21 protein-coding genes and 3 tRNA genes are annotated in these 24851 nt (G+C 57.2%); 10 read left to right on the top strand and 14 right to left on the bottom strand.

What is annotated here, in order from left to right; genetic code table 11:
* Positions 1-166: 166 nt before the first annotated feature.
* Positions 167-2575, top strand: a complete 2409-nt coding sequence (gene lon / locus JT51_RS01520; protein ID WP_037307070.1) for an endopeptidase La — start codon at positions 167-169, stop codon at positions 2573-2575.
* 32 nt (positions 2576-2607) lie between these two features.
* On the opposite strand, the gene JT51_RS01515 is transcribed toward lon, so the two are convergent.
* Together JT51_RS01515 and JT51_RS01510 are read right to left on the bottom strand one after the other, a co-directional pair.
* Positions 2608-4194, bottom strand: coding sequence for an APC family permease (locus tag JT51_RS01515; RefSeq protein ID WP_037307068.1), 1587 nt, complete (start codon positions 4192-4194; stop codon positions 2608-2610).
* Between the two features lie 129 nt (positions 4195-4323).
* Positions 4324-4398 (bottom strand) — tRNA-Val (locus JT51_RS01510).
* Positions 4399-4610: 212 nt separating this feature from the next.
* On the opposite strand from JT51_RS01510, the gene JT51_RS01505 reads away from it, so the two are divergent.
* The 3 genes from JT51_RS01505 to uvrA all read left to right on the top strand — a co-directional run bounded on the left by JT51_RS01505 (position 4611) and on the right by uvrA (position 7851).
* Positions 4611-4687, top strand: a tRNA-Asp gene (locus JT51_RS01505).
* 52 nt (positions 4688-4739) lie between these two features.
* A tRNA-Asp gene (locus tag JT51_RS01500) sits at positions 4740-4816 on the top strand.
* 176 nt (positions 4817-4992) lie between these two features.
* Positions 4993-7851 (top strand): excinuclease ABC subunit UvrA, encoded by a 2859-nt coding sequence (uvrA, locus tag JT51_RS01495; protein WP_037307066.1) that lies wholly within the window; start codon positions 4993-4995, stop codon positions 7849-7851.
* A gap of 14 nt (positions 7852-7865) precedes the next feature.
* Here the strand turns inward: uvrA and JT51_RS01490 are convergent, their stop codons facing one another.
* The 5 genes from JT51_RS01490 to JT51_RS01470 all read right to left on the bottom strand — a co-directional run bounded on the left by JT51_RS01490 (position 7866) and on the right by JT51_RS01470 (position 12662).
* Positions 7866-8246, bottom strand: a complete 381-nt coding sequence (locus JT51_RS01490) for a hypothetical protein (protein ID WP_037307064.1) — start codon at positions 8244-8246, stop codon at positions 7866-7868.
* A 109-nt stretch (positions 8247-8355) separates the two neighbouring features.
* Positions 8356-9228: a 3-hydroxyisobutyrate dehydrogenase gene (mmsB, locus tag JT51_RS01485; RefSeq protein ID WP_037307062.1), complete on the bottom strand. Its 873-nt coding sequence runs from the start codon at positions 9226-9228 to the stop codon at positions 8356-8358.
* Positions 9229-9231: 3 nt separating this feature from the next.
* A complete protein-coding gene (locus tag JT51_RS01480; protein ID WP_037309236.1) occupies positions 9232-10266 on the bottom strand; it encodes an enoyl-CoA hydratase/isomerase family protein in 1035 nt (344 codons plus the stop codon).
* A gap of 7 nt (positions 10267-10273) precedes the next feature.
* Positions 10274-11416, bottom strand: a complete 1143-nt coding sequence (locus JT51_RS01475) for an acyl-CoA dehydrogenase family protein (protein WP_037307060.1) — start codon at positions 11414-11416, stop codon at positions 10274-10276.
* 130 nt (positions 11417-11546) lie between these two features.
* On the bottom strand, positions 11547-12662 hold the full coding sequence (locus tag JT51_RS01470; RefSeq protein ID WP_037307058.1) for a carboxylate-amine ligase: 1116 nt from the start codon (positions 12660-12662) through the stop codon (positions 11547-11549).
* A 139-nt stretch (positions 12663-12801) separates the two neighbouring features.
* Here JT51_RS01470 and JT51_RS01465 point away from each other — a divergent pair, with 139 nt between their 5' ends.
* On the top strand, positions 12802-13653 hold the full coding sequence (locus tag JT51_RS01465) for a class I SAM-dependent methyltransferase (RefSeq protein WP_037307056.1): 852 nt from the start codon (positions 12802-12804) through the stop codon (positions 13651-13653).
* 71 nt (positions 13654-13724) lie between these two features.
* On the top strand, positions 13725-14201 hold the full coding sequence (locus JT51_RS01460; RefSeq protein WP_037309233.1) for a fasciclin domain-containing protein: 477 nt from the start codon (positions 13725-13727) through the stop codon (positions 14199-14201).
* Positions 14202-14255: 54 nt separating this feature from the next.
* Here JT51_RS01460 and JT51_RS01455 read toward each other — a convergent pair whose 3' ends face one another.
* Together JT51_RS01455 and JT51_RS01450 are read right to left on the bottom strand one after the other, a co-directional pair.
* Positions 14256-14855 (bottom strand): L,D-transpeptidase, encoded by a 600-nt coding sequence (locus JT51_RS01455; RefSeq protein ID WP_037309230.1) that lies wholly within the window; start codon positions 14853-14855, stop codon positions 14256-14258.
* A gap of 202 nt (positions 14856-15057) precedes the next feature.
* Positions 15058-16557 (bottom strand): CoA-acylating methylmalonate-semialdehyde dehydrogenase, encoded by a 1500-nt coding sequence (locus tag JT51_RS01450; protein ID WP_037307054.1) that lies wholly within the window; start codon positions 16555-16557, stop codon positions 15058-15060.
* A 104-nt stretch (positions 16558-16661) separates the two neighbouring features.
* On the opposite strand from JT51_RS01450, the gene JT51_RS01445 reads away from it, so the two are divergent.
* From JT51_RS01445 to coaD, 3 genes are all read left to right on the top strand, one after another.
* Positions 16662-17564 (top strand): LysR family transcriptional regulator, encoded by a 903-nt coding sequence (locus JT51_RS01445; protein WP_037307051.1) that lies wholly within the window; start codon positions 16662-16664, stop codon positions 17562-17564.
* Between the two features lie 60 nt (positions 17565-17624).
* A complete protein-coding gene (locus tag JT51_RS01440) occupies positions 17625-18062 on the top strand; it encodes a CBS domain-containing protein (protein ID WP_037307049.1) in 438 nt (145 codons plus the stop codon).
* 85 nt (positions 18063-18147) lie between these two features.
* Positions 18148-18639, top strand: a complete 492-nt coding sequence (gene coaD / locus JT51_RS01435; RefSeq protein WP_037307048.1) for a pantetheine-phosphate adenylyltransferase — start codon at positions 18148-18150, stop codon at positions 18637-18639.
* Here the strand turns inward: coaD and gap (JT51_RS01430) are convergent.
* From gap (JT51_RS01430) to gap (JT51_RS01420), 3 genes are all read right to left on the bottom strand, one after another.
* Positions 18631-19635, bottom strand: a complete 1005-nt coding sequence (gene gap / locus JT51_RS01430) for a type I glyceraldehyde-3-phosphate dehydrogenase (RefSeq protein ID WP_037309228.1) — start codon at positions 19633-19635, stop codon at positions 18631-18633. The genes coaD and gap (JT51_RS01430) overlap by 9 nt on opposite strands.
* 82 nt (positions 19636-19717) lie before the next feature.
* A complete protein-coding gene (locus JT51_RS22040; protein ID WP_037307046.1) occupies positions 19718-19861 on the bottom strand; it encodes a hypothetical protein in 144 nt (47 codons plus the stop codon).
* Between the two features lie 71 nt (positions 19862-19932).
* Positions 19933-20934 carry a type I glyceraldehyde-3-phosphate dehydrogenase gene (gap, locus tag JT51_RS01420; RefSeq protein WP_037307043.1) on the bottom strand — a complete coding sequence of 334 codons (1002 nt, stop codon included), beginning with the start codon at positions 20932-20934 and terminating at the stop codon, positions 19933-19935.
* A gap of 181 nt (positions 20935-21115) precedes the next feature.
* Between gap (JT51_RS01420) and JT51_RS01415 the strand changes: the two genes are divergently transcribed.
* Complete coding sequence (locus JT51_RS01415; protein WP_037307040.1) at positions 21116-22054, top strand: DUF808 domain-containing protein; 939 nt, start codon at positions 21116-21118, stop codon at positions 22052-22054.
* Positions 22055-22108: 54 nt separating this feature from the next.
* Here JT51_RS01415 and JT51_RS01410 read toward each other — a convergent pair whose 3' ends face one another.
* Both JT51_RS01410 and tkt read right to left on the bottom strand, forming a co-directional pair.
* Positions 22109-22459 carry a hypothetical protein gene (locus JT51_RS01410; RefSeq protein ID WP_152563280.1) on the bottom strand — a complete coding sequence of 117 codons (351 nt, stop codon included), beginning with the start codon at positions 22457-22459 and terminating at the stop codon, positions 22109-22111.
* A gap of 154 nt (positions 22460-22613) precedes the next feature.
* Positions 22614-24635, bottom strand: a complete 2022-nt coding sequence (tkt, locus tag JT51_RS01405) for a transketolase (protein WP_037307037.1) — start codon at positions 24633-24635, stop codon at positions 22614-22616.
* Positions 24636-24851 lie beyond the last annotated feature (216 nt).

Raw genomic sequence — 24851 nt, 5'->3', positions numbered from 1 at the left:
GGATGCCTTGCAGTCCGTAATAGCTCTTGTCATTCTGGGCTACGATACACGGCGGTAAGGTTGAAAAAGGGCGATGAGGCCCCACCTTTATTGTCCAAGACAGGAGACGGCCGGGCGTTGCCTCATGGAGGGACCAGAGCCGTCTTGCCAATGATAAGGATTGAGCATGCAAGAGCCTCTGAATTCCTCGTACCCGGTACTTCCGTTGCGTGATATCGTGGTTTTCCCACATATGATCGTGCCGTTGTTTGTGGGTCGTGAAAAATCTGTCCGCGCACTGGAAGAGGTGATGCAGGACGACAAGCAGATTTTGCTGTCCAGCCAGATTGACCCGGGTGACGATGACCCGACCATGGATGGGATCTATCGTTCTGGCGTTCTGGCAAATGTACTGCAACTGCTGAAACTGCCCGATGGCACCGTCAAGGTGTTGGTCGAAGGTCAGGCGCGGGTGCAGATCAATGAATTCCTTGAAAACGAAGACTTCTTTGAAGCTCGTGCCGAATACCTGACTGAGATTCCGGGCGATGTGACCACGACCGAAGCACTGCAGCGCACCGTTGCGGATGAGTTCGAGCGTTACGCAAAAGTGCGCAAAAACATCCCCGAAGAAGCGCTGACTGCCGTGGGCGAGACCGCCGAGCCCGCCAAGCTGGCCGACCTTGTGTCGGGTCATCTGGGCATCGAGGTCGAGCAAAAACAGGAACTGCTGGAAACCCTGTCCGTCAGCGAACGGCTTGAAAAGGTCTATGGCCTGATGCAGGGCGAAATGTCGGTTCTGCAGGTCGAGAAAAAGATCAAAACCCGCGTCAAAACCCAGATGGAGAAGACGCAGCGCGAATACTATCTGAATGAGCAGATGAAGGCCATTCAGAAGGAACTGGGCGATGGCGAGGACGGCAGCAACGAAGTGGCCGAGCTGGAAGCCAAGATCGCCGAGACCAAACTGTCGAAAGAGGCGCGTGAAAAGGCCGAAGGCGAGCTGAAGAAGCTGCGCAACATGAGCCCGATGTCGGCCGAAGCGACCGTTGTGCGCAACTATCTGGATTGGATCCTGGCGTTGCCGTGGGGCACCAAATCCCGCGTCAAAAAGGATCTGGGCCGGGCGCAGGATATCCTGGACGATGATCACTATGGTCTTGAAAAAGTCAAAGAGCGGATCGTCGAATATCTGGCCGTTCAGCAACGCTCAAAAAAGCTGAAGGGCCCGATCATGTGCCTTGTTGGCCCTCCGGGTGTGGGTAAAACCTCGCTTGGTAAGTCGGTTGCGCGGGCCACAGGGCGTGAGTTCATTCGCATTTCGTTGGGCGGCGTGCGCGACGAATCCGAGATTCGCGGCCACCGGCGGACCTATATCGGTTCGATGCCGGGCAAGATCATCCAGGCGCTGAAAAAGGCGAAGACCACGAACCCGCTGATCTTGTTGGATGAGATCGACAAGATGGGGCAGGATTTCCGTGGCGACCCGGCCTCGGCGATGCTCGAGGTGCTGGACCCTGAACAGAACAGCACGTTCATGGACCACTATCTTGAGGTCGAATATGACCTGTCCAACGTGATGTTTCTGACTACCTCCAACAGCTATAACATGCCTGGGCCTTTGCTGGACCGGATGGAGATCATCCCGCTGGCTGGTTACACTGAAGACGAAAAGAGTGAGATCGCCAAGCAGCATCTGATCGACAAACAGGTCAAGAATCATGGCCTCAAGGGCAAGGAATTCGAACTGACCGATGAGGCGCTTCAATCCATCATCCGCACCTATACCCGTGAGGCGGGTGTGCGGAACCTTGAGCGTGAGATTGCCAAGGTGGCGCGGAAATCGCTCACCAAGATCATCAAGAAAGAGGCGGATTCAGTTACTGTGACGCCAGACAATCTGGATGAGTTTCTGGGCGTGCCGAAATTCCGTTATGGTCTGGCCGAACAGGATGATCAGGTTGGGGTCGTGACTGGCCTGGCCTGGACGTCTGTGGGCGGTGATCTGCTTCAGATTGAGGCGCTGAAACTGCCCGGTAAGGGCCGGATGAAGACCACGGGTAAGCTGGGCGATGTGATGAAGGAATCCATCGATGCAGCGGCGTCTTATGTGCGGTCGATTTCGCCGAAAATCGGGGTGAAGCCGCCGAAGTTCGACACGTTGGATATTCACGTCCACGTGCCCGATGGGGCGACGCCCAAGGACGGGCCGTCGGCTGGTCTGGCGATGGTGACGTCGATCGTGTCCGTACTGACCGGCATTCCGGTGCGCAAGGATATCGCAATGACCGGCGAGGTGTCGCTGCGTGGTAACGCGATGCCAATCGGTGGGTTGAAGGAAAAACTGCTGGCTGCACTTCGCGGTGGCATCAAGACCGTTTTGATCCCGGAAGAAAACGAAAAGGATCTGGCGGAAATTCCGGACAACGTGAAAGAAGGGTTGGAGATCATCCCGGTCACGCATGTCTCAGAAGTTCTGAAGCACGCTTTGGTCAGCGAGCCTGAGCCGGTCGAATGGGATGAAGCGGCGGAAGAAGCTGCCGCCGCTGCGGCGAAAGCAGCTGAACGCACAGGACCATCCGCGACAGCGCATTAAACTTACCAAAGGCGGGGGAAACCCCGCCTTTTTTACAACCCGATGACGGGTTTTTTCGGGTCCAGAATCTCTTCTTCGGCGATGTATTTCTGGAATTTTTCCCGGGGCAGGGCGGAACGCACCGCCAAGCCGAAGATCGCTGCCGAAAACAGAACGCAAAGCGTGATATCCCAGCCGAATGGGATTTGCTTCAACGCACTATCTCCGAATTGTCCAAGATAGGACAAAAGCCCGATCCCGATAAAATAAGGTGCCAGCCACAGCGCCTCGGTCACGTCCATCTCGTCCAGTCGATTGCGGAACCGGACAAGCAAAAGGACCATCCCGATGACCAGCGCGATGCCCAGACGCCAGACCGTGTCCCAGCCGCTCCAGTAAACGATCAACGTCGCGATGGCGAAGGCTGAAACCGCAACAAGTTTCACGGCGGGGATTCGGATGGATCGGGGGTGATCCGGCATCAGATGGCGCAGGCACACAACGGCGATGGGACCAACCGCAAATGACAGCACGATCGCGGCCCCATTCAGTGCAATGACCGTGGTGAAAGGAACCGTCAACAGAAACAGGATTCCGATTAGGAAATTCAGCGCCAGAGCCCAAAGCGGAACGCCGAATGAGGACAAAACCCTCAATCGTTCTGGCAGAAACCCGTTTTTCGACAAGGCCATGGCGATCCGCGCGTTTGATCCGGTCGCAACAAGCCCATTGCCGAATGGGCCAATCACCGATCCAATGTTCAGGACACTCAGAAACCAGACCAACCCAACCGAGATTATGACGCCGTCCAACGGGCCCTGAGCGCCAAAGCTGAGGGCATGCCAGCCGCCTTTGACCATGTCGGGCTCCAACGCCCCGATAAAGGCGATCTGCAGGCCCAGGTAGATGGCGGCGCATAACACGATCGACAGGACCAGCGCGGCGGGGATGGCGAATTTGGGATTGCGGACCTCGCCGGCCATGTCGACCACGTGGCGAAACCCGATAAAGGAAAAGATCACCCCTCCGGTCGAAACTGCGGCCAGGATGCCTTGCAACCCATAGGGCGCAAAGCCATCCGGGTGGGTAAAGTTCTGGGTGTCAAACCGGCTGGCAATCAGCAGGACCGTCAGAATGATAGGAATTGCGATTTTCGCCCATGTCAGTGTCGCGTTCACCTGCGTGAAAAACTTGACGCCCAACGCATTGACCGCAACGAACAGCAGCATGAGGATCAGCGCAACGGCAATGCCTGCGCCGGTCAGGTCGCCGGTCTCGGCCGCGTGCAGCCACGAGGCATAGGGCGCAAGGTATTTAAGCATCGCCTCGACCTCGATCGGGGCGGTGGTGTTATAGCCGATCCAGGCCGTCCACCCCATCGCCATCGACACGATATTGCCATGTGAAAACTGCGGCACCCGCGCGATGCCACCCGGTATTGGCAGCATGGCCGAAATCTCGGCAAATGTGATCGCCAGAATGAACATGGCCACTGCGCCGATGATCCACGACAGAATTGCCGCTGGCCCCGCGTGTTGCACCGCCAGAAGCGGCCCAAACAGCCAGCCGGACCCGATGATGCCCCCGACCGAGATGAAGGTAAGCCCGACCAGGCCGATATCCCGTTTCAATCTGGCCACGAGTCAACTCCGTCCGCCATCGCCGATTGATCACACGGCAGTACGCGAAAGGATACGCAGTAAGATTGTTTTCTGACAAGCACTTGTCAGCGATAGAGACAGATTGTTTTACGCTGGCGAAAGGGGGAATGGTGGGTGATAAGAGATTTGAACTCCTGACATCTTCGATGTGAACGAAGCGCTCTACCACTGAGCTAATCACCCGTAGGCCGTGCTATTACAGCGACTTTCTCTGGTTCGCAAGAGTACAGGAATCTGAAATGTGTTTCGCGCAGAAAAATCTTGCCGGTGGCAGGTTCTGAACGCTCATCGCGCCTGAAAAAATCATGTTCTTTGAAAAAACTTCAAAACGCCGCTTGACGATGTCCGGGCGTGGCCATAATACACCCCAACGTTCAGCAATGAACGGGCAGCGGGCGGTTGTAGCTCAGTTGGTTAGAGTACCGGCCTGTCACGCCGGGGGTCGCGGGTTCGAGTCCCGTCAACCGCGCCATCGCTGCCAGCCTTTGATCCGGGTTAATGGATCGGACATAGACCCTAAATGCGCGGTTGTAGCTCAGATGGTTAGAGTACCGGCCTGTCACGCCGGGGGTCGCGGGTTCGAGCCCCGTCAACCGCGCCATTTTCCTTGTTTCACGAATACTAAAACTTCCCCTTCAGGGGACCACCGCCTATATCAGGCGTTGGGTCGGGTTGAATTGGCAAAAAAACGGCAGTTCTCACTTTGTTCTAACTTTTCTGTTGGAGACTCGGTGCCGCTCGCCTATTTCTAGGACACTTGTGTGTTGGGGGCCGAAAATGGCTGAGCTTAAGAATATCGAGGTGCGCGGCGCGCGCGAGCATAACCTCAAAGGCATTGATGTGGATATTCCGCGCGATCAGCTGGTGGTGATCACCGGATTGTCGGGGTCGGGCAAGTCCTCATTGGCTTTCGACACGATCTATGCCGAAGGTCAGCGCCGTTATGTCGAAAGCCTTTCGGCCTATGCGCGGCAGTTTCTGGACATGATGGAAAAGCCGGATGTGGATCACATCAGCGGCCTGTCTCCGGCGATTTCGATCGAACAGAAGACCACGTCCAAAAACCCGCGCTCGACAGTTGGCACTGTCACTGAAATCTACGACTATCTGCGTCTTTTGTTTGCCCGTGCGGGAACGCCATATAGCCCAGCCACAGGTCAACCCATTGAGGCACAGCAGGTGCAGGACATGGTTGACCGCATCATGATGATGGAGGAGGGCACCCGTGGCTATCTGCTGGCCCCCATCGTGCGAGATCGCAAGGGGGAATACAAAAAGGAATTCTTGGAACTGCGCAAGCAGGGCTTTCAGCGGGTCAAAGTGGACGGAGAGTTCTATGAACTCGACGAACCGCCCACGCTGGACAAGAAGTACCGCCACGACATCGACGTGGTCGTAGACCGTCTGGTCGTGCGCGAAGGAATGGAAACACGGTTGGCGGACAGTTTGCGCACGGCGCTGGATCTGGCCGACGGAATCGCGATTCTGGAAACAGCACCCCGCGAAGGTGATGCTGAGCGGATTACGTTCAGCGAAAACTTCGCCTGTCCGGTCAGCGGTTTCACGATCCCTGAGATCGAGCCCAGGTTGTTCTCGTTCAACGCGCCTTTCGGTGCGTGCCCGGACTGCGATGGCCTGGGTGTTGAGCTGTTCTTTGACGAACGCCTGGTGGTCCCGGATCAGACGCTAAAACTGTACGACGGCGCGCTGGCCCCGTGGCGCAAAGGTAAGTCGCCCTACTTTCTGCAGACCATTGAATCCATCGCCCGGCATTACGAGTTCGACAAGAACACGCCTTGGAAAGATATCCCTGAGAAGATTCAACAAGTGTTTCTGCGCGGCTCAGGGGATGAAGAAATTCTATTCCGCTACGACGAAGGTGGGCGCGTCTATCAGGTTACCCGCAGTTTCGAAGGCGTGATTCCCAATATGGAACGCCGCTATCGCGAAACCGACAGCGCCTGGATACGGGAAGAGTTCGAGCGGTATCAGAACAACCGCCCCTGCGGTGCCTGTAACGGATACCGGCTGCGTCCCGAAGCCTTGGCCGTCAAGATTGCCAAGATGCATGTCGGGCAGCTTGTGCAGATGTCGATCAAAGAGGCTTTGGCGTGGATCGACACCGCGCCAAGCCAACTGACTGCCCAAAAGAATGAGATCGCCCGCGCCATTCTTAAGGAAATTCGCGAACGTCTAGGGTTTCTGAATAACGTGGGGTTGGAATATCTTACGCTGTCACGTTCAAGTGGAACACTGTCTGGCGGTGAAAGCCAGCGTATCCGGCTGGCCAGCCAGATCGGATCTGGTCTGACGGGTGTATTGTACGTTTTGGACGAACCGTCGATCGGGTTGCATCAGCGCGATAACGACCGCTTGCTGGGAACGCTGAAAAACTTGCGTGATCAGGGCAATACGGTGATTGTCGTCGAGCACGACGAAGAAGCCATCCGCGAGGCGGATTACGTCTTTGACATTGGTCCGGGGGCCGGTGTGCATGGCGGGCAGGTGGTCAGCCAGGGGACACCTGACCAGATCGCGGCGGATGCGGCATCATTGACGGGGCAATACCTGTCGGGAACGCGTGAAATTGCCGTGCCGGCAAAGCGGCGCAAGGGTAACAAAAAGAAGGTTTCGGTGGTCAAGGCGACTGGCAACAACCTGAAATCGGTCACGGCCAATTTCCCCTTGGGCAAATTCGTTTGCGTGACGGGTGTGTCGGGCGGCGGTAAATCGACGCTGACGATTGAAACCCTGTTCAAAACCGCCTCCATGCGGTTGAACGGCGCGCGTCAGACGCCTGCACCTTGTGAAACGATCAAAGGGTTGGAACACCTGGACAAGGTGATTGATATTGATCAACGCCCCATCGGCCGGACTCCGCGTTCGAATCCAGCGACTTACACCGGGGCTTTCACCCCGATCCGCGACTGGTTCGCTGGCCTGCCGGAAGCCAAGGCGCGCGGGTATAAACCCGGACGGTTCAGTTTCAACGTCAAAGGCGGCCGGTGCGAGGCCTGTCAGGGTGACGGTGTCATCAAGATCGAAATGCACTTTTTGCCCGACGTCTATGTCACCTGTGAAACCTGCAAGGGCGCGCGCTACAACCGCGAGACGCTTGAGATCAGGTTCAAGGGTAAGTCCATTGCCGATGTCCTTGATATGACTGTAGAAGATGCACAGGAGTTCTTTAAGGCGGTGCCGTCGATCCGCGACAAGATGGATGCGCTGGCACGGGTTGGTCTGGGTTATATCAAGGTCGGTCAGCAGGCGACGACCCTTTCAGGCGGCGAGGCGCAGCGCGTGAAGCTGTCGAAAGAGCTGTCCAAACGCTCGACCGGGCGCACGTTGTATATTCTGGATGAACCCACGACCGGTCTGCACTTTGAAGACGTCCGTAAGTTGCTGGAAGTGCTGCACGAACTGGTGGATCAGGGAAACACCGTTGTCGTGATCGAACACAATCTGGACGTGGTGAAAACCGCCGATCACATCATTGATATCGGCCCCGAAGGCGGTGATGGCGGCGGCCAGATTGTGGCGGAAGGTACGCCGGAAAAGGTGGCCGATTGCGTTAGCAGCCATACTGGACACTATCTGAAACCGATGTTGAACCCGAAACGAGTTGCTGCCGAATAGCGTGAATTTGCGGATCAGTAGAGGATATCGACCACGGCACCGATTAGGTTCAGAACTTTTCGCGTGTCGGGGTCGATCCTGTAGACATAACCTCCGGCGCGCACATAGTTGCCGCCGCGGTTCAATCCGTATCGGTATGGATCGTTGATACGGATGTAATCCCGATCAATCCGGTCCCCCGTTCGGTACAGCTTTTTGACTTGCCCCGGTGGAACGCAGGGCACAGCCTTCTTGGCCAGCCCGGGCGGGCAGTGGCCAATCTTGTTGACGTTTGTCGGCGCAACCCGTTCAATTTTCACCGAGGTCTTTTTCTTGCCTTTTCCGTTACCGGCCAAGGTTACAGCAGGGCTCAGCGAAAGCCCTGCAACTAAGAAGGCAATGGTCAGGCGTTTCATGACAAGCTCCTGTAGAAGTCTGGAACGTCACCTGACACATCTTTTCCGGCTTGAGAAAGAGTGCGCAGCCTAATGGCCTGACTCTGGGCGTGTTCCCGCCGGAAAAACTCTAACTCCGGCCGCGTTTTTCGAACCGTGGCAGCATCGCCGAGAAATCCATGCCCAGTCCGCCTTCGGCTTCGACAAATTGTTCATACAGCGCGGTTGCGGCTTGCCCCATGGGCGTATCCGCGTCCGAACTTTCGGCTGCCTGCTGGCTAAGACGCAAGTCCTTCAGCATCAGTTCGGCGGCAAACCCGGGCGTATAGTCATTGTCGGCCGGGCTTTGCGGCCCAACACCCGGCGCAGGGCAATAGGCGTTCATCGTCCAGCTATAGCCCGAGGATGTGCTGACAACATCGAACATCTTTTGCCGGTCCAACCCAAGTTTGTCGGCCAAAGCAAAAGCTTCACACGTTGCGATCATCGTGACGCCCAGGATCATGTTGTTGCAGATTTTGGCAGCCTGACCCGCGCCTGCTTCGCCGCAATGGACGGCTTTTTGCCCCATGATGTCGAACAGCGAGGTTGCCTTGGCAAACGCGGCGTCGGTTCCGCCTGCCATGAAGGTCAACGTACCGGCCGACGCACCGCCGATACCCCCGGATACCGGCGCGTCCACCGCAAGAACGCCAGCACCCTTTGCCTGATCCGCAACGGCACGAGCGCTGTCGACATCTACGGTCGAACAGTCGATCCATACCGCGCCCGCCTGCATCGCCGGAATGATTTCATCCGCGACTGCGCGCAGAATTTGGCCGTTTGGCAGCATGGTTATGACGATCTCGGCATCTGTTGCCGCTTGCGCGCCAGTCTCTGCCATGGATACGCCGGGAACCGAGACATCTGCCATGTCGAAACCCGTCACCTCGTGCCCGGCCTTGGCAAGATTGGCCGCCATCGGATTGCCCATGTTGCCCAGGCCGATAAAACCGATTTTCATTCCTCAATCCTCCTCAAATGTCAGTGTATCGGGGCCCAAAGGTTGCAGCATCTTTGAAACGGCTACAGCGGGCACAATTTGATCCTGAAACTGCCAGTTCGGATTGCGATCCTTGTCGATGATCTGGGCGCGAATGCCTTCAAGAAAATCACCGTGCTCCATGGCGCGGAAGGTGAACCTGTATTCAAGATCCAGCGCCTTTCGCAGGGTCAGGTTCTCTCCTCGCAGGCGGTGCAGCAATTCGACGGTGCAGCCCATCGACAACGGCGCGTTCCGTCCCATGTTGGACAGCGCGTCGGGCAGTGTATCGCGATGGCGTAGATTGGTCAGAATGTCACCCAGAGTTTCACCATCGAAAGTCACGTCAATCTCGGGCTGTAGCTGTTGCAGCTTGCTGTCCGGCGGTGTCTGTGCGTGATCCGCTAACAACCCGGCGTCGCCCGATGCCTCAAGCATTTCGATCAGGTCGGGCCATTGGGCGATAGGGATGTAGAGATCCGCGAATCCGGCATAGATGGCGTCTGCCGCGTCCATGCGGTGGCCGGTGGTGCCCAGATATTCCCCCAGTCGGCCCGGGGCGAGGGCAAGCATGAGAGAGCTGCCAATATCGGGGATCAACCCGATCGAACATTCAGGCAGCGCGATTTTCGAGCTTTCGCCAACGATGCGATGGCTGCCGTGGCAACCGATGCCAACACCGCCGCCCATCGTGAAACCCTGCAGAAAACTGACCACGGGTTTGGGGTACTCAAAGATCAGCGCATTCAACCGGTATTCGTCGCGCCAAAATTTGCGTCCGTAATCAAAGTCTTTTTTGATCCCGGACGCATATAGGTCGGCGATGTCGCCACCTGCGCAAAAGGCTTTGTCACCTTCGGCGTCAATGACGATCAGATCAATCGCGTCGTCCTCGCGCCAATTGCGCAGGGCGGTGTCGATGGCCATGCACATGTCGTAGCTCATGGCATTGAGAGCTTTGGGCCGGGACAATGTGATGCGCCCGGCGCGGCCTGTGGTGCGGATGTCGATGTCTGGCATTTGATCCTCAGTGACGGGCAAGCATCTGGCGCGCAACGATCACGCGCATGATTTCGTTGGTGCCTTCCAATATCTGATGCACGCGCAGGTCACGAACAAGCTTTTCAATTCCGTAATCGGCCAGATAGCCATATCCGCCATGCAATTGCAGGCATTGATCGACGACTTTCGATCCGGTCTCGGTCACGAATTTCTTGGCCATAGCGCAGAATTTGGTGGCGTCAGGTGCGCCTTGATCCAGTTTCCACGCGGCCTGACGCAGAAAGGTTCTGGCGGCCTGAAGCTCGATCTCCATGTCTGCCAGCCGGAATTGCAGGGCCTGAAACTGATCAATGGACTGCCCGAATGCCTGACGTTCGGACATGTATTGCAAGGTCATGTCCAAACCGGCCTGCGCCGCACCCAGCGAGCAGGACGCAATGTTCAACCGCCCACCGTCCAGACCCATCATCGCATATTTGAAACCGTCACCTTCGATCCCCACAAGATTGTCGGCGGGAATCTTGCAATCGTCGAACTGGACCTGCGCGGTCGGCTGACTTTTCCAGCCCATCTTTTGTTCCAGCGCGCCAAAGCTGAGGCCGGGTGTTCCATCCTCGACATAGACGGTCGAAATGCCTTTGGGGCCGTCCGGACCGGTTCGAACCATGCAGACATAGGCGTCCGAATAGCCGCCGCCCGAGATGAACGCCTTGGTTCCGTTCAGCGTGTACCCTTCGTTCGTACGTTCAGCGCGGGTTTTCAACGCCGCCGCGTCCGAGCCTGATCCGGGTTCGGTCAGGCAATAGCTCAGCACGGTTTTCAGGCTCAGCACGTCGGGCATGATGCGGGATTTCAGCGCATCACTGGCGAAACTGTCCAGCATCTTGGCGCACATGTTGTGGATCGACAGAAAGGCCGCAACCGAAGGGCAGGCCATCGACAGCGCCTCGAACACCAGCGTGGCGTCCAGACGGGTCAGGCCCGATCCGCCACTGTCTTCGGGCACGTAGAGCCCGCCAAAGCCCAGCTCTCCGATACGTGGCCAAAGGTCTTTGGGTATGGTGCCGTCGGTTTCCCATTGGCGGGCATAGGGGGCGATGTGCTGCTGCCCGAATTCATACGCCATATCGAAGATCGCGGTCTGTTCTTCGGTCGCTGCAAAATCCATGGCTTGCCTCCCACGCTGCCTGATGAATTGAACGAGTGTTTATTTCGCAATCCTTACAGAAATTTTGCACGACCAGCAATTCCTTGCGCTGATCGGTTGTGGGCTAATATGCGGCGAAGTATCTGAACGGCTACAAGTCGGCGTGATATTCATCAATCAAATGCTGTACGACCGCTTTGCCAGCATCTTCGTCCCTTGCGGCGGCTTCTGCGTGGACCCGGCGTTGTCTGGTGGCCGACGTCCCATTTTGTGCTATTTGCTGCAACCGGGCAAGTTCGGGCATGGTTCCCAGGGCCTCGGCATCTTCGGCCAACATACCCATAAGCTCTCCCATAAGCTCGGGCATGGGTTTGATGGAGCGGTCGCCGAAGTCGATCATCCCTTCGCCCACACCGTAACGCTGTGCGCGCCAGCGGTTTTCGCCGATCAGAAACCGATCATATTGACGCCAACGCTGATTTCGATCCTTCAGGCGGCACAGCATTCTGGTCAGGGCCTGAACCATCGCCGCCAGCGACAGCGCGTGTTCCATTCGTGGCTGCACATCCATGATGCGTGTTTCAAGCGTTGGAAACCGGTGTGAGGGACGTAAATCCCACCAGATCTTCGATGTGTCTTCGATCACGCCCAGTTCGACCAGAATGCCCGTGGTACGTTCGTAATCCGTCCAACTGGCCAAATCCGGTGGCAGGCCAGTGCGGGGCAGATTGTCAAACACGGTCAGGCGATAGGACGACAACCCCGTGTCCTCGCCATTCCAGTAGGGTGAGGACGTGGACAGCGCCAGTAAATGTGGCAGGAAATAGGACAGCTGCGGCATCAGATCGGCCCGTAAAGCCGGATCATCAACGCCGACATGAACGTGCATTCCACATATCAACATGCGCCGCGCAACACCGCCAAGCGCATGATACAGCGCGTCATACCGATCTTTGCGCGTGTGGTGCTGTGTCTTCCAATCGGCAAACGGATGGCAGGACACGGCAATCGGCGCGAGGTTATATTCAGCCGCACGCTGGGCAACACAGGATCGCAGGCGTTTCAGGTCTTCGCGCGCGGTTGCGATGGTCGTGTGGGGGCGAGTGCCAACCTCAATCTGGCATTGCAGGAACTCGGGGCTGACCTGTCCCTGGAAATCGGTTTGGCAGGCGTTCATCAGGGCGGCTGGCGCTTTGGCAAGTTGCAGGCTGTCGCGATCGACAAGCAGATACTCTTCTTCGATGCCCAGCGTGTAATCCTGCTGCATGGCGGCCCTCGCTATTCAATGCATATCAGTGAATACGGAAATTGCCTTTTTGCCAAGTGTTTGAGCGTGGGGTTCTTGCGATGCCCCCGTCGGCAAGGGTAAGGAGCAGGGAACACAGTGACCCAACCCGGAGCCCCGCGTGAAACCCAGGAAATTTCCACGGCTGAATGCCGCTCTTGATCGGTTCGGAGTGAAGCTGATCGACAAGGTGACCGAACGGGACGAGCGCGCCCGGCTTGAGGCGTTCGAGCGGGCAGGGGGATTGACCCGACCTGCCTATGCCCTTTCACCCGGGATGGCGAATTTCGACATCGGGCAGTTGGCCGAGGAATACAAAACCCACGCGCAGGATCTAAAGGCCCTGAAAGACCCCGCGCGCAATAAGACCGGGTATCGTGCGGGCAACGGTTACTACGACAGCCCGGATGCGGACGCGCTGTATCTTATGATCCGCCGTTACAAACCCAAGCGCGTGATCGAAGTTGGCTGCGGCAACTCTACCCGCGTCACAAGGCAGGCAATCCTTGATGGTGACTTGCAAGCGCAGGTCACGGCGATTGATCCTTATCCCCGTGCCGACATCGCCCATGTGGTCGATCAGTTCGAACAAAAACGGCTTGAGGAGGTCGACCCCGCGCTGTTCGAACAGCTTGAGGCAGGTGATGTGCTGTTCATCGATTCCAGCCATGTTGTCCGCATGAGCAATGATGTCGCCCATCTTTTCTGCCGGATCATTCCCACGCTGAAAGCTGGTGTGGTAATTCATGTACACGATGTTTTTCTACCCTACGAATACCCCAAGCGGTTCTTTTACGACTGCCCGGGTTGGGGTGAGCAGTACATGCTGCACGCTTTGCTGCAATCTGGTGCGTATTCAATGCTTTGGCCGGGATACTTCCTGCAACAGGATCGCCCTGACGCGGTTGAGGCGCTGCCCTTTTTGAAAGACGGGCGGGCGCAAAGCATCTGGGTTCAGGTCAAGGAAAAGTGACCTCAAAGTGATCCGGCGCGGTTAAGCCTCCGTACCCCTTTCCATAACAAGCTGGAGAGGAGATGACAGCCATGTTTCGCCGTACACTTATGGGCGCTGCCGCCGCATTTGCACTTGCCCTGCCTGTAAAAGCACAGGCAGCGGATATTGTGGACACTGCGGTTTCGGCCGGTTCATTCACAACATTGGTCGCTGCCGTTCAGGCCGCTGGATTGGTGGATACACTCAAGGGCGACGGCCCGTTCACCGTATTTGCCCCAACGGACGACGCCTTTGCCGCATTGCCCGAAGGAACAGTGGAAACCCTGCTGTTGCCTGAAAACAAAGACCAACTGGTTGAAATTCTGACGTATCACGTGGTTCCGGCAAAGGTCATGTCAGGTGACATTGCGGGCAAACGTGCAAAGGTTCTGACGGTTCAAGGCGACCGTCTGAGCGTCAATGCCAAAAATGGTGTGAAGGTCAACGGCGCAGAAGTTGTACAAGCTGACATCGAAGCAAGCAATGGCGTCATCCATGTGATTGATGCCGTCATATTGCCGGAATAGATCAACGGCTTTACCAGAAAAAAGTCCCGATCGCTGGGATCGGGGCTTTTTGCGTCAAACCAAACGGACTTGCGTTCCGATTTGGACCAACGGGTACAGATCCTCGACATGTTCGTTATAAAGCCCGATGCAGCCGGATGAACTTTGGCGACCGATTTTTCTGGTGTCATAGGTTCCATGCACCAGATAGGCGGGCCATGTCAGATACATGGCGCGGGTGCCCAGCGGGTTTCCGGCCTCTCCGCCTTCCATGCGGATTGGCAGTGTCGGATCGCGTTCACGCATGGATGGGGTCGGGGTCCAGGTGGGGTTTTCGCTTTTTCTGACCACTTTGGTGTATCCACGTTTGGTCAGTTCCTCGCTTTGCGGAACCGAGCTGGGATACAGCTTGTAGGTGCCATCAGGACCCCAATAATGGACGGCGCGGCTGGTGATATCCGCCAGCAGGCAACCGACGCCCAATTCGTCAAAATGGTCCTGCCAGTTCTGCTTTGAGAAAGAGGATACGTTTCGCCGGACCGGTGCTTGCGTGCTGATGGCTTCTTCGTCCTGCGGAAAAGCATCAGTGCTTTGCGCGCGCACAAGGACCGGTGTTGCCAGAATAGACGCCACACCCAACAGGGCAGAGCGGCGGGTGATGCGGGAATTTGACAATGTCGCCTCCGGTTTCAAAAACGGCTCGATAGAAACTTTTCCGACTAAATATTGATGCACGCACCATTTTGCCAGAGTTTGAAGCCTGAATTTTTTGTGAGATCGCCCAGAACGCCCCGAATTGGCAGAGCTTTGCCGAAAAAAAAACCCGGCCACGTCGGGGCCGGGTCTGTGTTTTAAGGGAAATCCGCGGATGGGCGGATTAATCCATGGCTTTGAAGTTGAATTCGCCGCCCTCTTTAATCCCCGAAGGCCAGCGGGCCGTCACTGTTTTGGTCCGGGTATAGAACTTAAAGCTGTCCGGACCATGCTGGTTCAGGTCGCCGAACATGGATTTTTTCCAGCCGCCAAACGTGTGATAGGCCAACGGAACCGGGATCGGCACATTGACACCAACCATGCCGATATTCACACGAGACGCAAAGTCGCGTGCGGTGTCGCCATCGCGGGTAAAGATCGCGGTCCCGTTGCCATATTCGTGGTCCATGGCAAGCTTCAGCGCCTCTTCATACGAACCCGCGCGAACGGTGGACAGAACCGGGCCAAAGATCTCTTGCTTGTAGATGTCCATTTCGGGTGTCACGTGGTCAAACAGATGCGGGCCGACAAAAAAGCCATCTTCGTAGCCCTGCAAGCTGAAATCCCGGTTGTCGACAACCAGCGAGGCGCCTTGTTCGATGCCCGAATTGATCAGGCCCAGAATACGCTCTTTCGCGGCACCGGTCACGACGGGGCCCATGTCCACGTCATCACCAGCGGTGTAGGGACCGACTTTCAGCTTTTCGATCCGCGGCACCAGCTTTTCGATAAGGGCGTCTGCGGTATCCTCACCCACGGGAACAGCGACGGACACGGCCATGCAGCGTTCGCCTGCTGCGCCGAAACCAGCACCGACCAAGGCATCGGCCGCCTGATCCAGATCCGCGTCGGGCATGACGATCATGTGGTTCTTGGCACCGCCAAAACACTGCGCACGTTTCCCGTTCGCGGTCGCGCGCGAGTAGATGTAATGCGCAATCGGCGTCGATCCGACAAAAGACACGCCTTGAATGATGTCGCTGTCCAGCAGAGTATCCACCGCCTCTTTATCGCCGTTCACGACCTGGAACACGCCTTTCGGCAGACCGGCCTCGACGAACAGCTCGGCCAGCATCAGCGGGACGGACGGATCGCGTTCGGACGGTTTCAGCACGACGGCGTTGCCACAGGCAAGCGCCGGGCCGACATGCCACAGGGGCATCATGGCCGGAAAGTTGAACGGCATGATCGACGCAACAACGCCAAGCGGTTGGCGCATGGAATACATGTCGATACCCGGGCCTGCGCTGTCGGTGTATTCGCCCTTCAGCATCTGCGGTGCGCCGATGCAGTATTCGATCACCTCAAGCCCGCGCTGCAGATCGCCTTTGGCATCGGGGATGGTTTTCCCGTGCTCGCGGCTCAGCGCCTCGGCCAGTTTGTCCATGTCGCGATTCATCAGGCCGACCATCGCCATCATGACGCGGGCACGCTTTTGCGGGTTGGTTGCCCCCCAAACAGGCTGGGCTGCTGCTGCGCTTTCAATGGCTGCATTGGTTTCGGCAACACTGGCCATCGGGCATTTATACTGCACCTCGCCTGTGGCCGGGTTGAAGATGTCGTCAAAACGGCCGGACGTGCCAGCAACGTTCTCGCCGTTGATGAAGTGGGACAGTTCATTCATTGCGAATTCCTCCGGTGATTTTGGGCGCAGAATAGGCTTGCAGAAATTGGTTGAACAGGGGCAATAATTCAAAGAAGCTTTGCAAAAATGCAAAGAGGTGGGGTGTGACGCCAAATTGGGATGATATGCGGGTTTTTCTGGCCGTTGCCCGAGAATCCAGCCTGTCAGCAGCCGGTCGGGTGCTGAAGATTGATCCTGCGACGGTTGGGCGCAGGATTGCGCGGCTGGAAACATCGCTGGACCGGCCGCTTTTTACCAAATCTCAGCAGGGCTATATCCTGACCCCCGCTGGTGAACGGCTGATGGATCATGGCCTGCAAGCCGAAGAAGCGATGCGCGCCGCAGCCGGCGCACTGGCGGGATCGTCCAAGACGCTTAACGGTCAGATCAGGATAGGGGCACCGGACGGATGCGCCAACTACCTGCTGCCGCAGGTCTGCGCGAAGATATGCAAGGCCAACCCCGACCTGGACATCCAGATCCTGGCTTTGCCCCGGATCATCAACCTGTCGCGGCGCGAGGCGGACATGGCCGTTACGGTCAGCGCGCCGACTGCCGGAAAGCTGTTGGTGCAGAAGATCAGCGACTACAAGCTGCACCTGGTCGCGACGCAAGAGTATCTGGAAAGCCACCCAGCGATCCATTCGGTGGAAGGGCTGAAACCCCACAGGATGATTGGTTACATTCCGGATATGATCTTTGATCGTGAGTTGGACTATCTGGTGGAAATCGGCGTTGACCGTGTCGCGCTTGCATCGAACTCGGTCTCGGTTCAATTGCGGCAGGTTACTTTGGGATCCGGAGTGTGTGTGGCGCATGATTTCACCCTGCCTTTTCACCCGAACCTGAAGAAAATCCTGACGGATCAGGTGAGTCTGACGCGCAGTTTCCATCTGGTGCGTCATCAGGGGGATCAGCGAAATGAAAGGTTGAACCGGTTTGCCCAGGCCCTGACGCAGGGCATTCGCGAAGAGGTTGAGCGGCTTGAAGCCGAAGCTTCACCTTGACAGGTTTGGACATTCCGGCAACGCTTTGGAAAACAGGAAGTTATTTCGGAGGTTACGCATATGCTTGTCCAGGCAATTCTGAAATCCAAGGCCACTGGAGGGGTTGAAACGGTAAGCCCTTCGATCACGGTGTCCGAGGCCTCAAAAATACTAGCGGATAAGCGGATCGGGACGGTAGTTGTGTCCGAGGATGGCGGCGAGACGGCAACGGGCATTCTGTCGGAACGTGACATCGTGCGCGAACTGGCCGCCAGCGGCAGCGGGTGCCTGAACCAGCCGGTCAGCGCCTACATGACCAGCGATCTGGTCACGGCAAAACAGCAGGATTCCGTTCAGGATATCATGTCGCAAATGACCGAAGGGCGCTTTCGCCACATGCCCGTGGTCGAAGACGGCAAGTTGATTGGCATCGTAACGCTTGGCGATGTGGTCAAGGCCCAACTGGCTGAACTGGCCATGGAAAAAGACGCGTTGGAAGGCATGATAATGGGGCATTGATGCCCTGATCCGGTGATGCGACCTCTTGCACCTGCGGCAGAGTTATGTTTGCTTGCGCAGAAATATTATTGCGCAGGAGGCTCTGATGAGGGTTGGATTGTATCCCGGAACTTTTGATCCGATCACCTTGGGTCATATCGACATCATCCGGCGCGCGTCGGCCCTGGTGGATAAACTTGTAATCGGTGTCGCGATAAACCGGGATAAGGGGCCTTTGTTCTCGTTGGAAGAACGCGTCGCGATGATAGAGGTGGAATGCGCCCACCTGTCCGAGCAGACCGGAACGGAAATCGTTGCCCATCCTTTTGAAAACCTGCTGATCAACTGCGCGCGTGACGTGGGCGCCCAGATCATCGTGCGCGGGCTGCGGGCTGTGGCGGATTTTGAATATGAATTTCAGATGGTTGGAATGAATCGGGTCCTGGACGACTCGATCGAAACCGTGTTTTTGATGGCCGAAGCGCGGCATCAGGCGATTGCGTCGAAACTGGTCAAAGAGATCGCGCGACTGGACGGGGACGTGTCGAAATTCGTCACGCCCCGCGTCAACGCCGCGCTGCGCGAGCGGTTAGCTTAGGGCACCCATCGTCGCGGCCGTATCTAGCATCCGGTTCGAAAAGCCCCATTCGTTGTCGTACCAGGCCAGTACACGAACCAACGTGCCGTCCGTGACTTTGGTTTCGGGCAGCGACACGGTCGAGCTGTGGGAATCATGGTTAAAGTCGACCGAGATCAGGGGGCGGTTTTCAGCCGCCAATACGCCGGGGATCTTGGCTGCCGCCTCAACAAACAGCGCGTTAACCTCTACCTCGGTCGTCGGGCGAGAGACTTCTGTCACCAGATCAACAACCGAAACATTCGGTGTCGGAACCCGAATGGCTTGGCCTGTCAGCTTTCCGGCCAGCTGCGGCAGGACCAGACCCACGGCGGATGCCGCCCCGGTTGTTGTCGGGATCATCGACAATGCGGCTGCCCGGGACAGATAGGGGTCTTTGCCCGCTGTATCGTGGACAGGTTGGCTGGCGGTATAGGCGTGTACGGTCGTCATGTTGCCGTGAACGATACCAAGCCCGACGTCCAACGCAGCAGCGACCGGGGACAGGCAGTTGGTGGTGCAAGACGCGTTCGAGACGATGGTATCCGCGGCGGTCAACATGGTTTCATTCACCCCGTAAACAATTGTTTTCACGTCCCCATCGCCGCGTGCGGGGGCGGAAATCAGAACTTTTTTCGATCCGTTGGCAAAGTGGCGCGCGGCGGCTTCGCGCGTGCGAAATACGCCGGTGCATTCCAGTACGACGTCCACATCGGACCAAGGCAGGTTTTCCGGATCACGCTCAGACGACAAGCGGATCGGACCAGCGCCCACGTCCAGACCATCATTGGTAAGCGACACTGGCTTAGCGTAACGGCCATGCACGCTGTCGAATTCGAAAAGATGCGCATTGATTTCAGGTTTGGCCAGATCGTTAATGGCTACGATTTCAATATCCTTGCGACCCGTTTCCATAGTGGCCCGCAGTACGGCGCGCCCAATCCGCCCAAATCCGTTGATTGCAAGTCTAAGTTTCATTTTCTGCTCCGTCCGCGTGTCGGCCATTGATAAGTTAGCGCTAACAAAGCCGGATCAGCGGAAAAGTCAAGCAAAACCTCAGTCAGCGCCAGAAGGCGATCCAATCCAGAAAGGCGTAAAGTTTCTTGCCGAGGAACAGCAGATGCTCGGGGCCAACCACGATATAGTCGATGATGATCCCGCCAAGAATAAGCAGGCCAAGCCAGATAGCGATTTGATTGGTCATTTGGGCCCCGAACGGAAAAGCCCGCCCAGATAACCTGAGCGGGCAAAAAGGTTCAAGATTTCAAATCGATCTTAGTTAAGCCGGCCCATGGCGACGGCGACGTCGGCCATGCGAACCGAGAAGGCCCACTCGTTGTCATACCAGGCCAGCACGCGAACCATGCGGTTGTCTACGACGCGGGTCTGATCGGGCGCGAAGATGGAGCTTTCTTCGGTATGGTTAAAGTCGGTCGACACGAGAGGGGCGGGTTCATACCCCAGAACGCGCTGCATCGGGCCTTGTGCGGCTTCGCGAACGATGGCGTTCACTTCTTCAACTGTGACATCGCGGGCTGCACGGAAAGACAGGTCCACAGCCGAGACATTCGGGGTCGGGACGCGGATGGCGGACCCGTCAAGACGCCCTTTGAGGTTGGGCAGAACCTCACCCAGCGCTTTTGCCGCACCGGTCGAGGTCGGGATCATCGACATGGCCGCAGCACGGGCGCGGTACAAGTCGCTGTGGCGGCGGTCCAGCGTCGGCTGGTCACCGGTATAAGCGTGGATCGTGGTCATGATGCCATGCTCGATCCCGATGCCTTCGTCCAGAACCTTGGCAAGCGGGGCAAGGCAGTTCGTGGTGCAAGACCCGTTCGAGACCATTTTGTCTTCGGCGGTGAGGCTGTTGTGGTTGACGCCATAGACGATCGTTTTGTCGACGTTCTTACCGGGGGCGGACAGCAGAACCTTTTGCGCGCCACGCTCAAAGTGCGTGTTGGCCTTGAGGCCATCGTTGAACTTGCCGGTGCATTCCAGAACGATATCGCAGCCGTCCCAATCCAGTTCGTTCATGTCATAGGTCGAGAACATCTCCATGGGGCCGCGACCCAAATCCATGGTGTTGCCATTGATGGCGACATCGCGGGGAAAACGGCCATGGACACTGTCGTACTTCAGCAGGTGCGCCGTTGTTTCCAATGGGCCGGTTGCGTTGACCTTGATCACTTCGATGTCGTTACGGCCTGACGCGGCGATGTGCGACAGGGTGCAGCGGCCGATGCGGCCAAAACCATTGATACCGACCTTGATGGTCATCAGACGTCTCCAAAATGCGCTTGCTTTGGGGCCATATAGCCATGAAACCGCGTTCTCAAAAGACCAAATGTGACATATTTTTAGTGTGTTAGCGCAAACTTGCGACGGTTGCGCTAACGCTTGCGCTAAGCGTCGGATCAGGTAGGTTCCGATTGCGGCAGGTGAAAGGAAAGGAAGCGCGATGAGTGGTCTGTTGGCCCTATTGGATGATGTTGCAGGGATTGCAAAGGTTGCGGCCTCATCCGTGGATGATGTGGTTGCGGCGGCGGGCAAGGCCGGGGCCAAGACCGCAGGGGTCATCATTGATGATGCAGCCGTCACGCCGAAATTTGTTCAGGGCTTTGCGCCGGCGCGTGAATTGCCGATCATCTGGCGTATTGCGCGCGGGTCCGTGTTCAACAAGCTCGTGCTGCTGTTGCCGGTCGCTCTGTTATTGGCCAATTTCGCGCCGTGGCTGATTACGCCCTTGCTGATGATCGGCGGCTCATACCTGTGTTTCGAAGGGGCCGAGAAGATTTTTCATGTCCTGTTTCCCCATGGCAACCAGGCCATCGAAAAAGACATGGATGTGCGCGACCCCGGGCATCTGGAGGAGCAAAAGGTCAAAGGTGCGATCAAGACCGATTTCATCCTGTCTGCGGAAATCATGACCATTGCCCTGGCCGCGATTGAGGCCCCGAACTTTTGGATGCAGGCCGCGACCCTGGCCGTTGTCGGGATAGGGGTTACCGTGGCCGTCTATGGTTCGGTCGCGCTGATCGTAAAAATGGACGACGTTGGCTTATTTTTGGCGCAGAACGCGCCGACGCCAATCGGGCGGGGGCTGGGCCGTGGTCTGGTCAAGGCTATGCCAGCGGTGATGAAAACCCTGTCCGTTGTCGGCACCGCCGCGATGCTATGGGTAGGCGGCTCGATCTTGATTCACGGGATGGAGGTTCTGGGCTTTGGCTGGCTGGGTCATCATATCCATGACTGGGCCTATGCCCTCGGTCATTCGGTGTCCGAACAGTATCAAGCGGTTGTCAAATGGGCTGCCAAGGCAACTCTGGACGGTGTCTTTGGCTTGGCCTGGGGGATGGTGCTGATCCCGGTGGCGACAAAGCTGATCAAATCCCATTGATCAAAGGGGTCCCATGCCAAGGCGTTTCAGTGCGCCTGGCATGGGACAGGTGTTTTAGTATGAATTCGGGTTACCTTCCACAACAACGCCCGCGCCATCGACCTTGCCATCCTTGAACAATGTGATGGCGGCACCCTCGATCTTCAGATCCCAACAGTTTTCCGGATCGGTGCCGTACTGAAAACACATGCCATGGTCCGTGGCCTTCCAGGCCCCGATGTATCCATCGCCCTTGATGGTGCCATCCGGCGCGTAATACTCGGTGAAGGCGCCAGACAGCATACCACCCTGATAGGTATGATCGCTTATGGCGTTTTGAATCTCGTCCTTGGACGCAAATGAACCTGCCGCGGCAGAGCTGGCTGCGGCCATGGTTGCAAGAATGATAAAAGTTCGACGTATCATGCGGTTGTATTCCTGTCCGTGGTCTCTCAACCGCAGGTAAGACGATTGAGGGGTACGGATAGTCACATCCCAGTCACGGCAAGTCACCGATCTGTGACGGGTACAAAAAAGGCGGCCACCTGGGCCGCCTTTCCGATTCCAAGGGCGCAGAAAATCAGCCCAGCAGGTCTTTGACCTTGGCAACGGTCGCTTCGGCGGTGATGCCGAAATGCTTGTACAGCTCATCCGCCGGGGCGGATGCACCAAAACTGGACATGCCGATAAAGCCCGCCTTGGCCTCGCGGCCACGCTCGCCCAGCAGCCAGCGGTCCCAGCCACCGGCACGAACCGCAGCCTCGATACCAACGCGCACAGCACCGGCAGGCAGAACGCGTTTGCGATAGGCTTCGTCCTGCTCGGCGAACAGTTCCATACAGGGCATCGAAACGACACGGGTGCCAATGCCTTCGGCCTCAAGCAGCGCTTTGGCTTCCATGGCCAGCGAAACCTCGGACCCGGTGGCGATCAGGATGGCCTGACGTTTGCCTTCAGCCTCGGCCAGAACGTAAGCGCCCTGTGCGGTCAGGTTCTTGGCCTTGTGCTGGGTGCGCAAGGTTGGCACGCCCTGACGGGTCAGCGACAGGACCGAGGGGCTATCCTTGAAGGTCAGTGCCAGTTCCCAGGCTTCGGCCGTTTCAACAGAGTCGGCGGGGCGGAACACATAGGTATTCGGCGTCGCGCGCGAGATCGCAAGATGCTCAACCGGCTGGTGCGTCGGCCCGTCTTCGCCCAGGCCGATCGAGTCGTGGGTCATGACAAAGACGCTGGGCACCTTCATCAGCGCAGCCAGACGCATGGATGGGCGGGCATAGTCGGTGAAGGCCATGAACGTGCCGCCATAGGGGCGGATGCCACCGTGCAGCGCCATGCCGTTCATCGCGGCAGCCATGCCGTGTTCGCGGATACCGTAGTGGATGTAACGGCCCTTGCGGTTTTCCGGAAGGAACACGCCCATATCAGCCGATTTGGTGTTGTTCGATCCGGTCAGATCGGCAGAACCGCCGACGGTTTCGGTCATGATCGGGTTCACGATGTTCAGAACCTTCTCAGACGAGGCGCGGGTGGCCAGCTTGGGCTGATCTTCCGAAATCTGTTTCTTGAACGCACGGATCGCGCCCGCCAGTTTCTTAGGGGCCTCAAACGCGTAGGCGCGGTTGAATTCGGCCTGCCTACGTTCGGACAGCTGTGCGAAACGATCTTCCCATTCGGCGCGTTCGGCTGAACCACGGGTGCCGATGGATTCCCATGCGGATTTCACGTTGGCGGGGATTTCAAACGCATCATGCGGCCAGCCATAGCCGTCTTTGGCAGCTTTCAGCTGATCCTGATCGGTCAGGGCACCGTGGCCTTTGGACGTATCCTGTGCCGCGTGACCCAATGCGATATGGCTTTCGCAGGCGATCATGGTCGGCTTGTTCGATTTCTTCGCCTGAGTGATGGCCGTGTCGATGGCCTTGGGGTCATGGCCGTCGATTTCGATCACATGCCAGCCAGAGGCAGAGAACCGGCGAACCTGATCTGTGCGGTCGGCAATATCGACGGTGCCGTCGATGGTGATCTTGTTGTTGTCCCAGAAAACAATCAGCTTGCTCAGTTCGTGACGACCGGCGAGGGTGATTGCCTCTTGGCTGACGCCTTCCATCAGGCAGCCATCGCCCGCGATGACATAGGTATAGTGGTCAACGACCTTCTTGCCGTATTGCGCGCGCTGGATTTCTTCGGCCATGGCAAAACCCACAGCATTCGAAATACCCTGACCCAAGGGGCCGGTGGTGGTCTCGATCCCGTTGACCAGAAAGTTTTCGGGGTGACCTGCGGTCTTCGCGCCCAACTGGCGGAAATTCTTGATCTCATCCAGCGTGACATCCGCGTTGCCTGTCAGATACAGCAGCGAATAGATCAGCATCGAGCCATGCCCCGCCGACAGGATGAACCGGTCGCGGTCCGGCCAGTTCGGGGCCGAGGCATCGAATTTCAGGTGCTTTTCAAACAGCACGGTCGCAACATCGGCCATGCCCATCGGCATGCCGGAATGGCCGGAATTGGCGGCGACGACGGCGTCAAGGGTCAGGGTGCGGATGGCCGCAGCCTTGTCCCAGTGTTCAGGGTTGGCATTGCGCAGCGCAGTCAGGTCCACGGGCGTTGTTCCTTTGGATTACAGGCAGATGGGGCGCTCAATACCATCCAGCCCTCAAAGTGCAAGTAGAACCGGGACTTGCTTGGGGTGGGCGGTTCAAGAATGCGGCCCAAGTTATTGAAAGCAAACAGTGGGTATTTTCCGCCCCGTTCGGTTAGACTGGGGCAAGACGTGGATTATGTTGATTCGGACAAAACCGCGACACAAGGAACCTTG

This window comes from Ruegeria halocynthiae (assembly GCF_000743705.1).
In the GTDB taxonomy this organism is placed as follows: domain Bacteria; phylum Pseudomonadota; class Alphaproteobacteria; order Rhodobacterales; family Rhodobacteraceae; genus Ruegeria; species Ruegeria halocynthiae_B.
This window is presented reverse-complemented; position numbering and strand designations above follow the sequence as displayed.

Coding starts and splice junctions, on each gene's coding strand:
- lon (WP_037307070.1), top strand. CDS start 167: ATGCAAGAGCCTCTGAATTCCTCGTACCCGGTACTTCCGTTGCGTGAT.
- uvrA (WP_037307066.1), top strand. CDS start 4,993: ATGGCTGAGCTTAAGAATATCGAGGTGCGCGGCGCGCGCGAGCATAAC.
- JT51_RS01490 (WP_037307064.1), bottom strand. CDS start 8,246: ATGAAACGCCTGACCATTGCCTTCTTAGTTGCAGGGCTTTCGCTGAGC.
- mmsB (WP_037307062.1), bottom strand. CDS start 9,228: ATGAAAATCGGTTTTATCGGCCTGGGCAACATGGGCAATCCGATGGCG.
- JT51_RS01480 (WP_037309236.1), bottom strand. CDS start 10,266: ATGCCAGACATCGACATCCGCACCACAGGCCGCGCCGGGCGCATCACA.
- JT51_RS01475 (WP_037307060.1), bottom strand. CDS start 11,416: ATGGATTTTGCAGCGACCGAAGAACAGACCGCGATCTTCGATATGGCG.
- JT51_RS01470 (WP_037307058.1), bottom strand. CDS start 12,662: ATGCAGCAGGATTACACGCTGGGCATCGAAGAAGAGTATCTGCTTGTC.
- JT51_RS01460 (WP_037309233.1), top strand. CDS start 13,725: ATGTTTCGCCGTACACTTATGGGCGCTGCCGCCGCATTTGCACTTGCC.
- JT51_RS01450 (WP_037307054.1), bottom strand. CDS start 16,557: ATGAATGAACTGTCCCACTTCATCAACGGCGAGAACGTTGCTGGCACG.
- JT51_RS01440 (WP_037307049.1), top strand. CDS start 17,625: ATGCTTGTCCAGGCAATTCTGAAATCCAAGGCCACTGGAGGGGTTGAA.
- coaD (WP_037307048.1), top strand. CDS start 18,148: ATGAGGGTTGGATTGTATCCCGGAACTTTTGATCCGATCACCTTGGGT.
- gap (WP_037309228.1), bottom strand. CDS start 19,635: ATGAAACTTAGACTTGCAATCAACGGATTTGGGCGGATTGGGCGCGCC.
- JT51_RS22040 (WP_037307046.1), bottom strand. CDS start 19,861: ATGACCAATCAAATCGCTATCTGGCTTGGCCTGCTTATTCTTGGCGGG.
- gap (WP_037307043.1), bottom strand. CDS start 20,934: ATGACCATCAAGGTCGGTATCAATGGTTTTGGCCGCATCGGCCGCTGC.
- JT51_RS01415 (WP_037307040.1), top strand. CDS start 21,116: ATGAGTGGTCTGTTGGCCCTATTGGATGATGTTGCAGGGATTGCAAAG.
- JT51_RS01410 (WP_152563280.1), bottom strand. CDS start 22,459: ATGATACGTCGAACTTTTATCATTCTTGCAACCATGGCCGCAGCCAGC.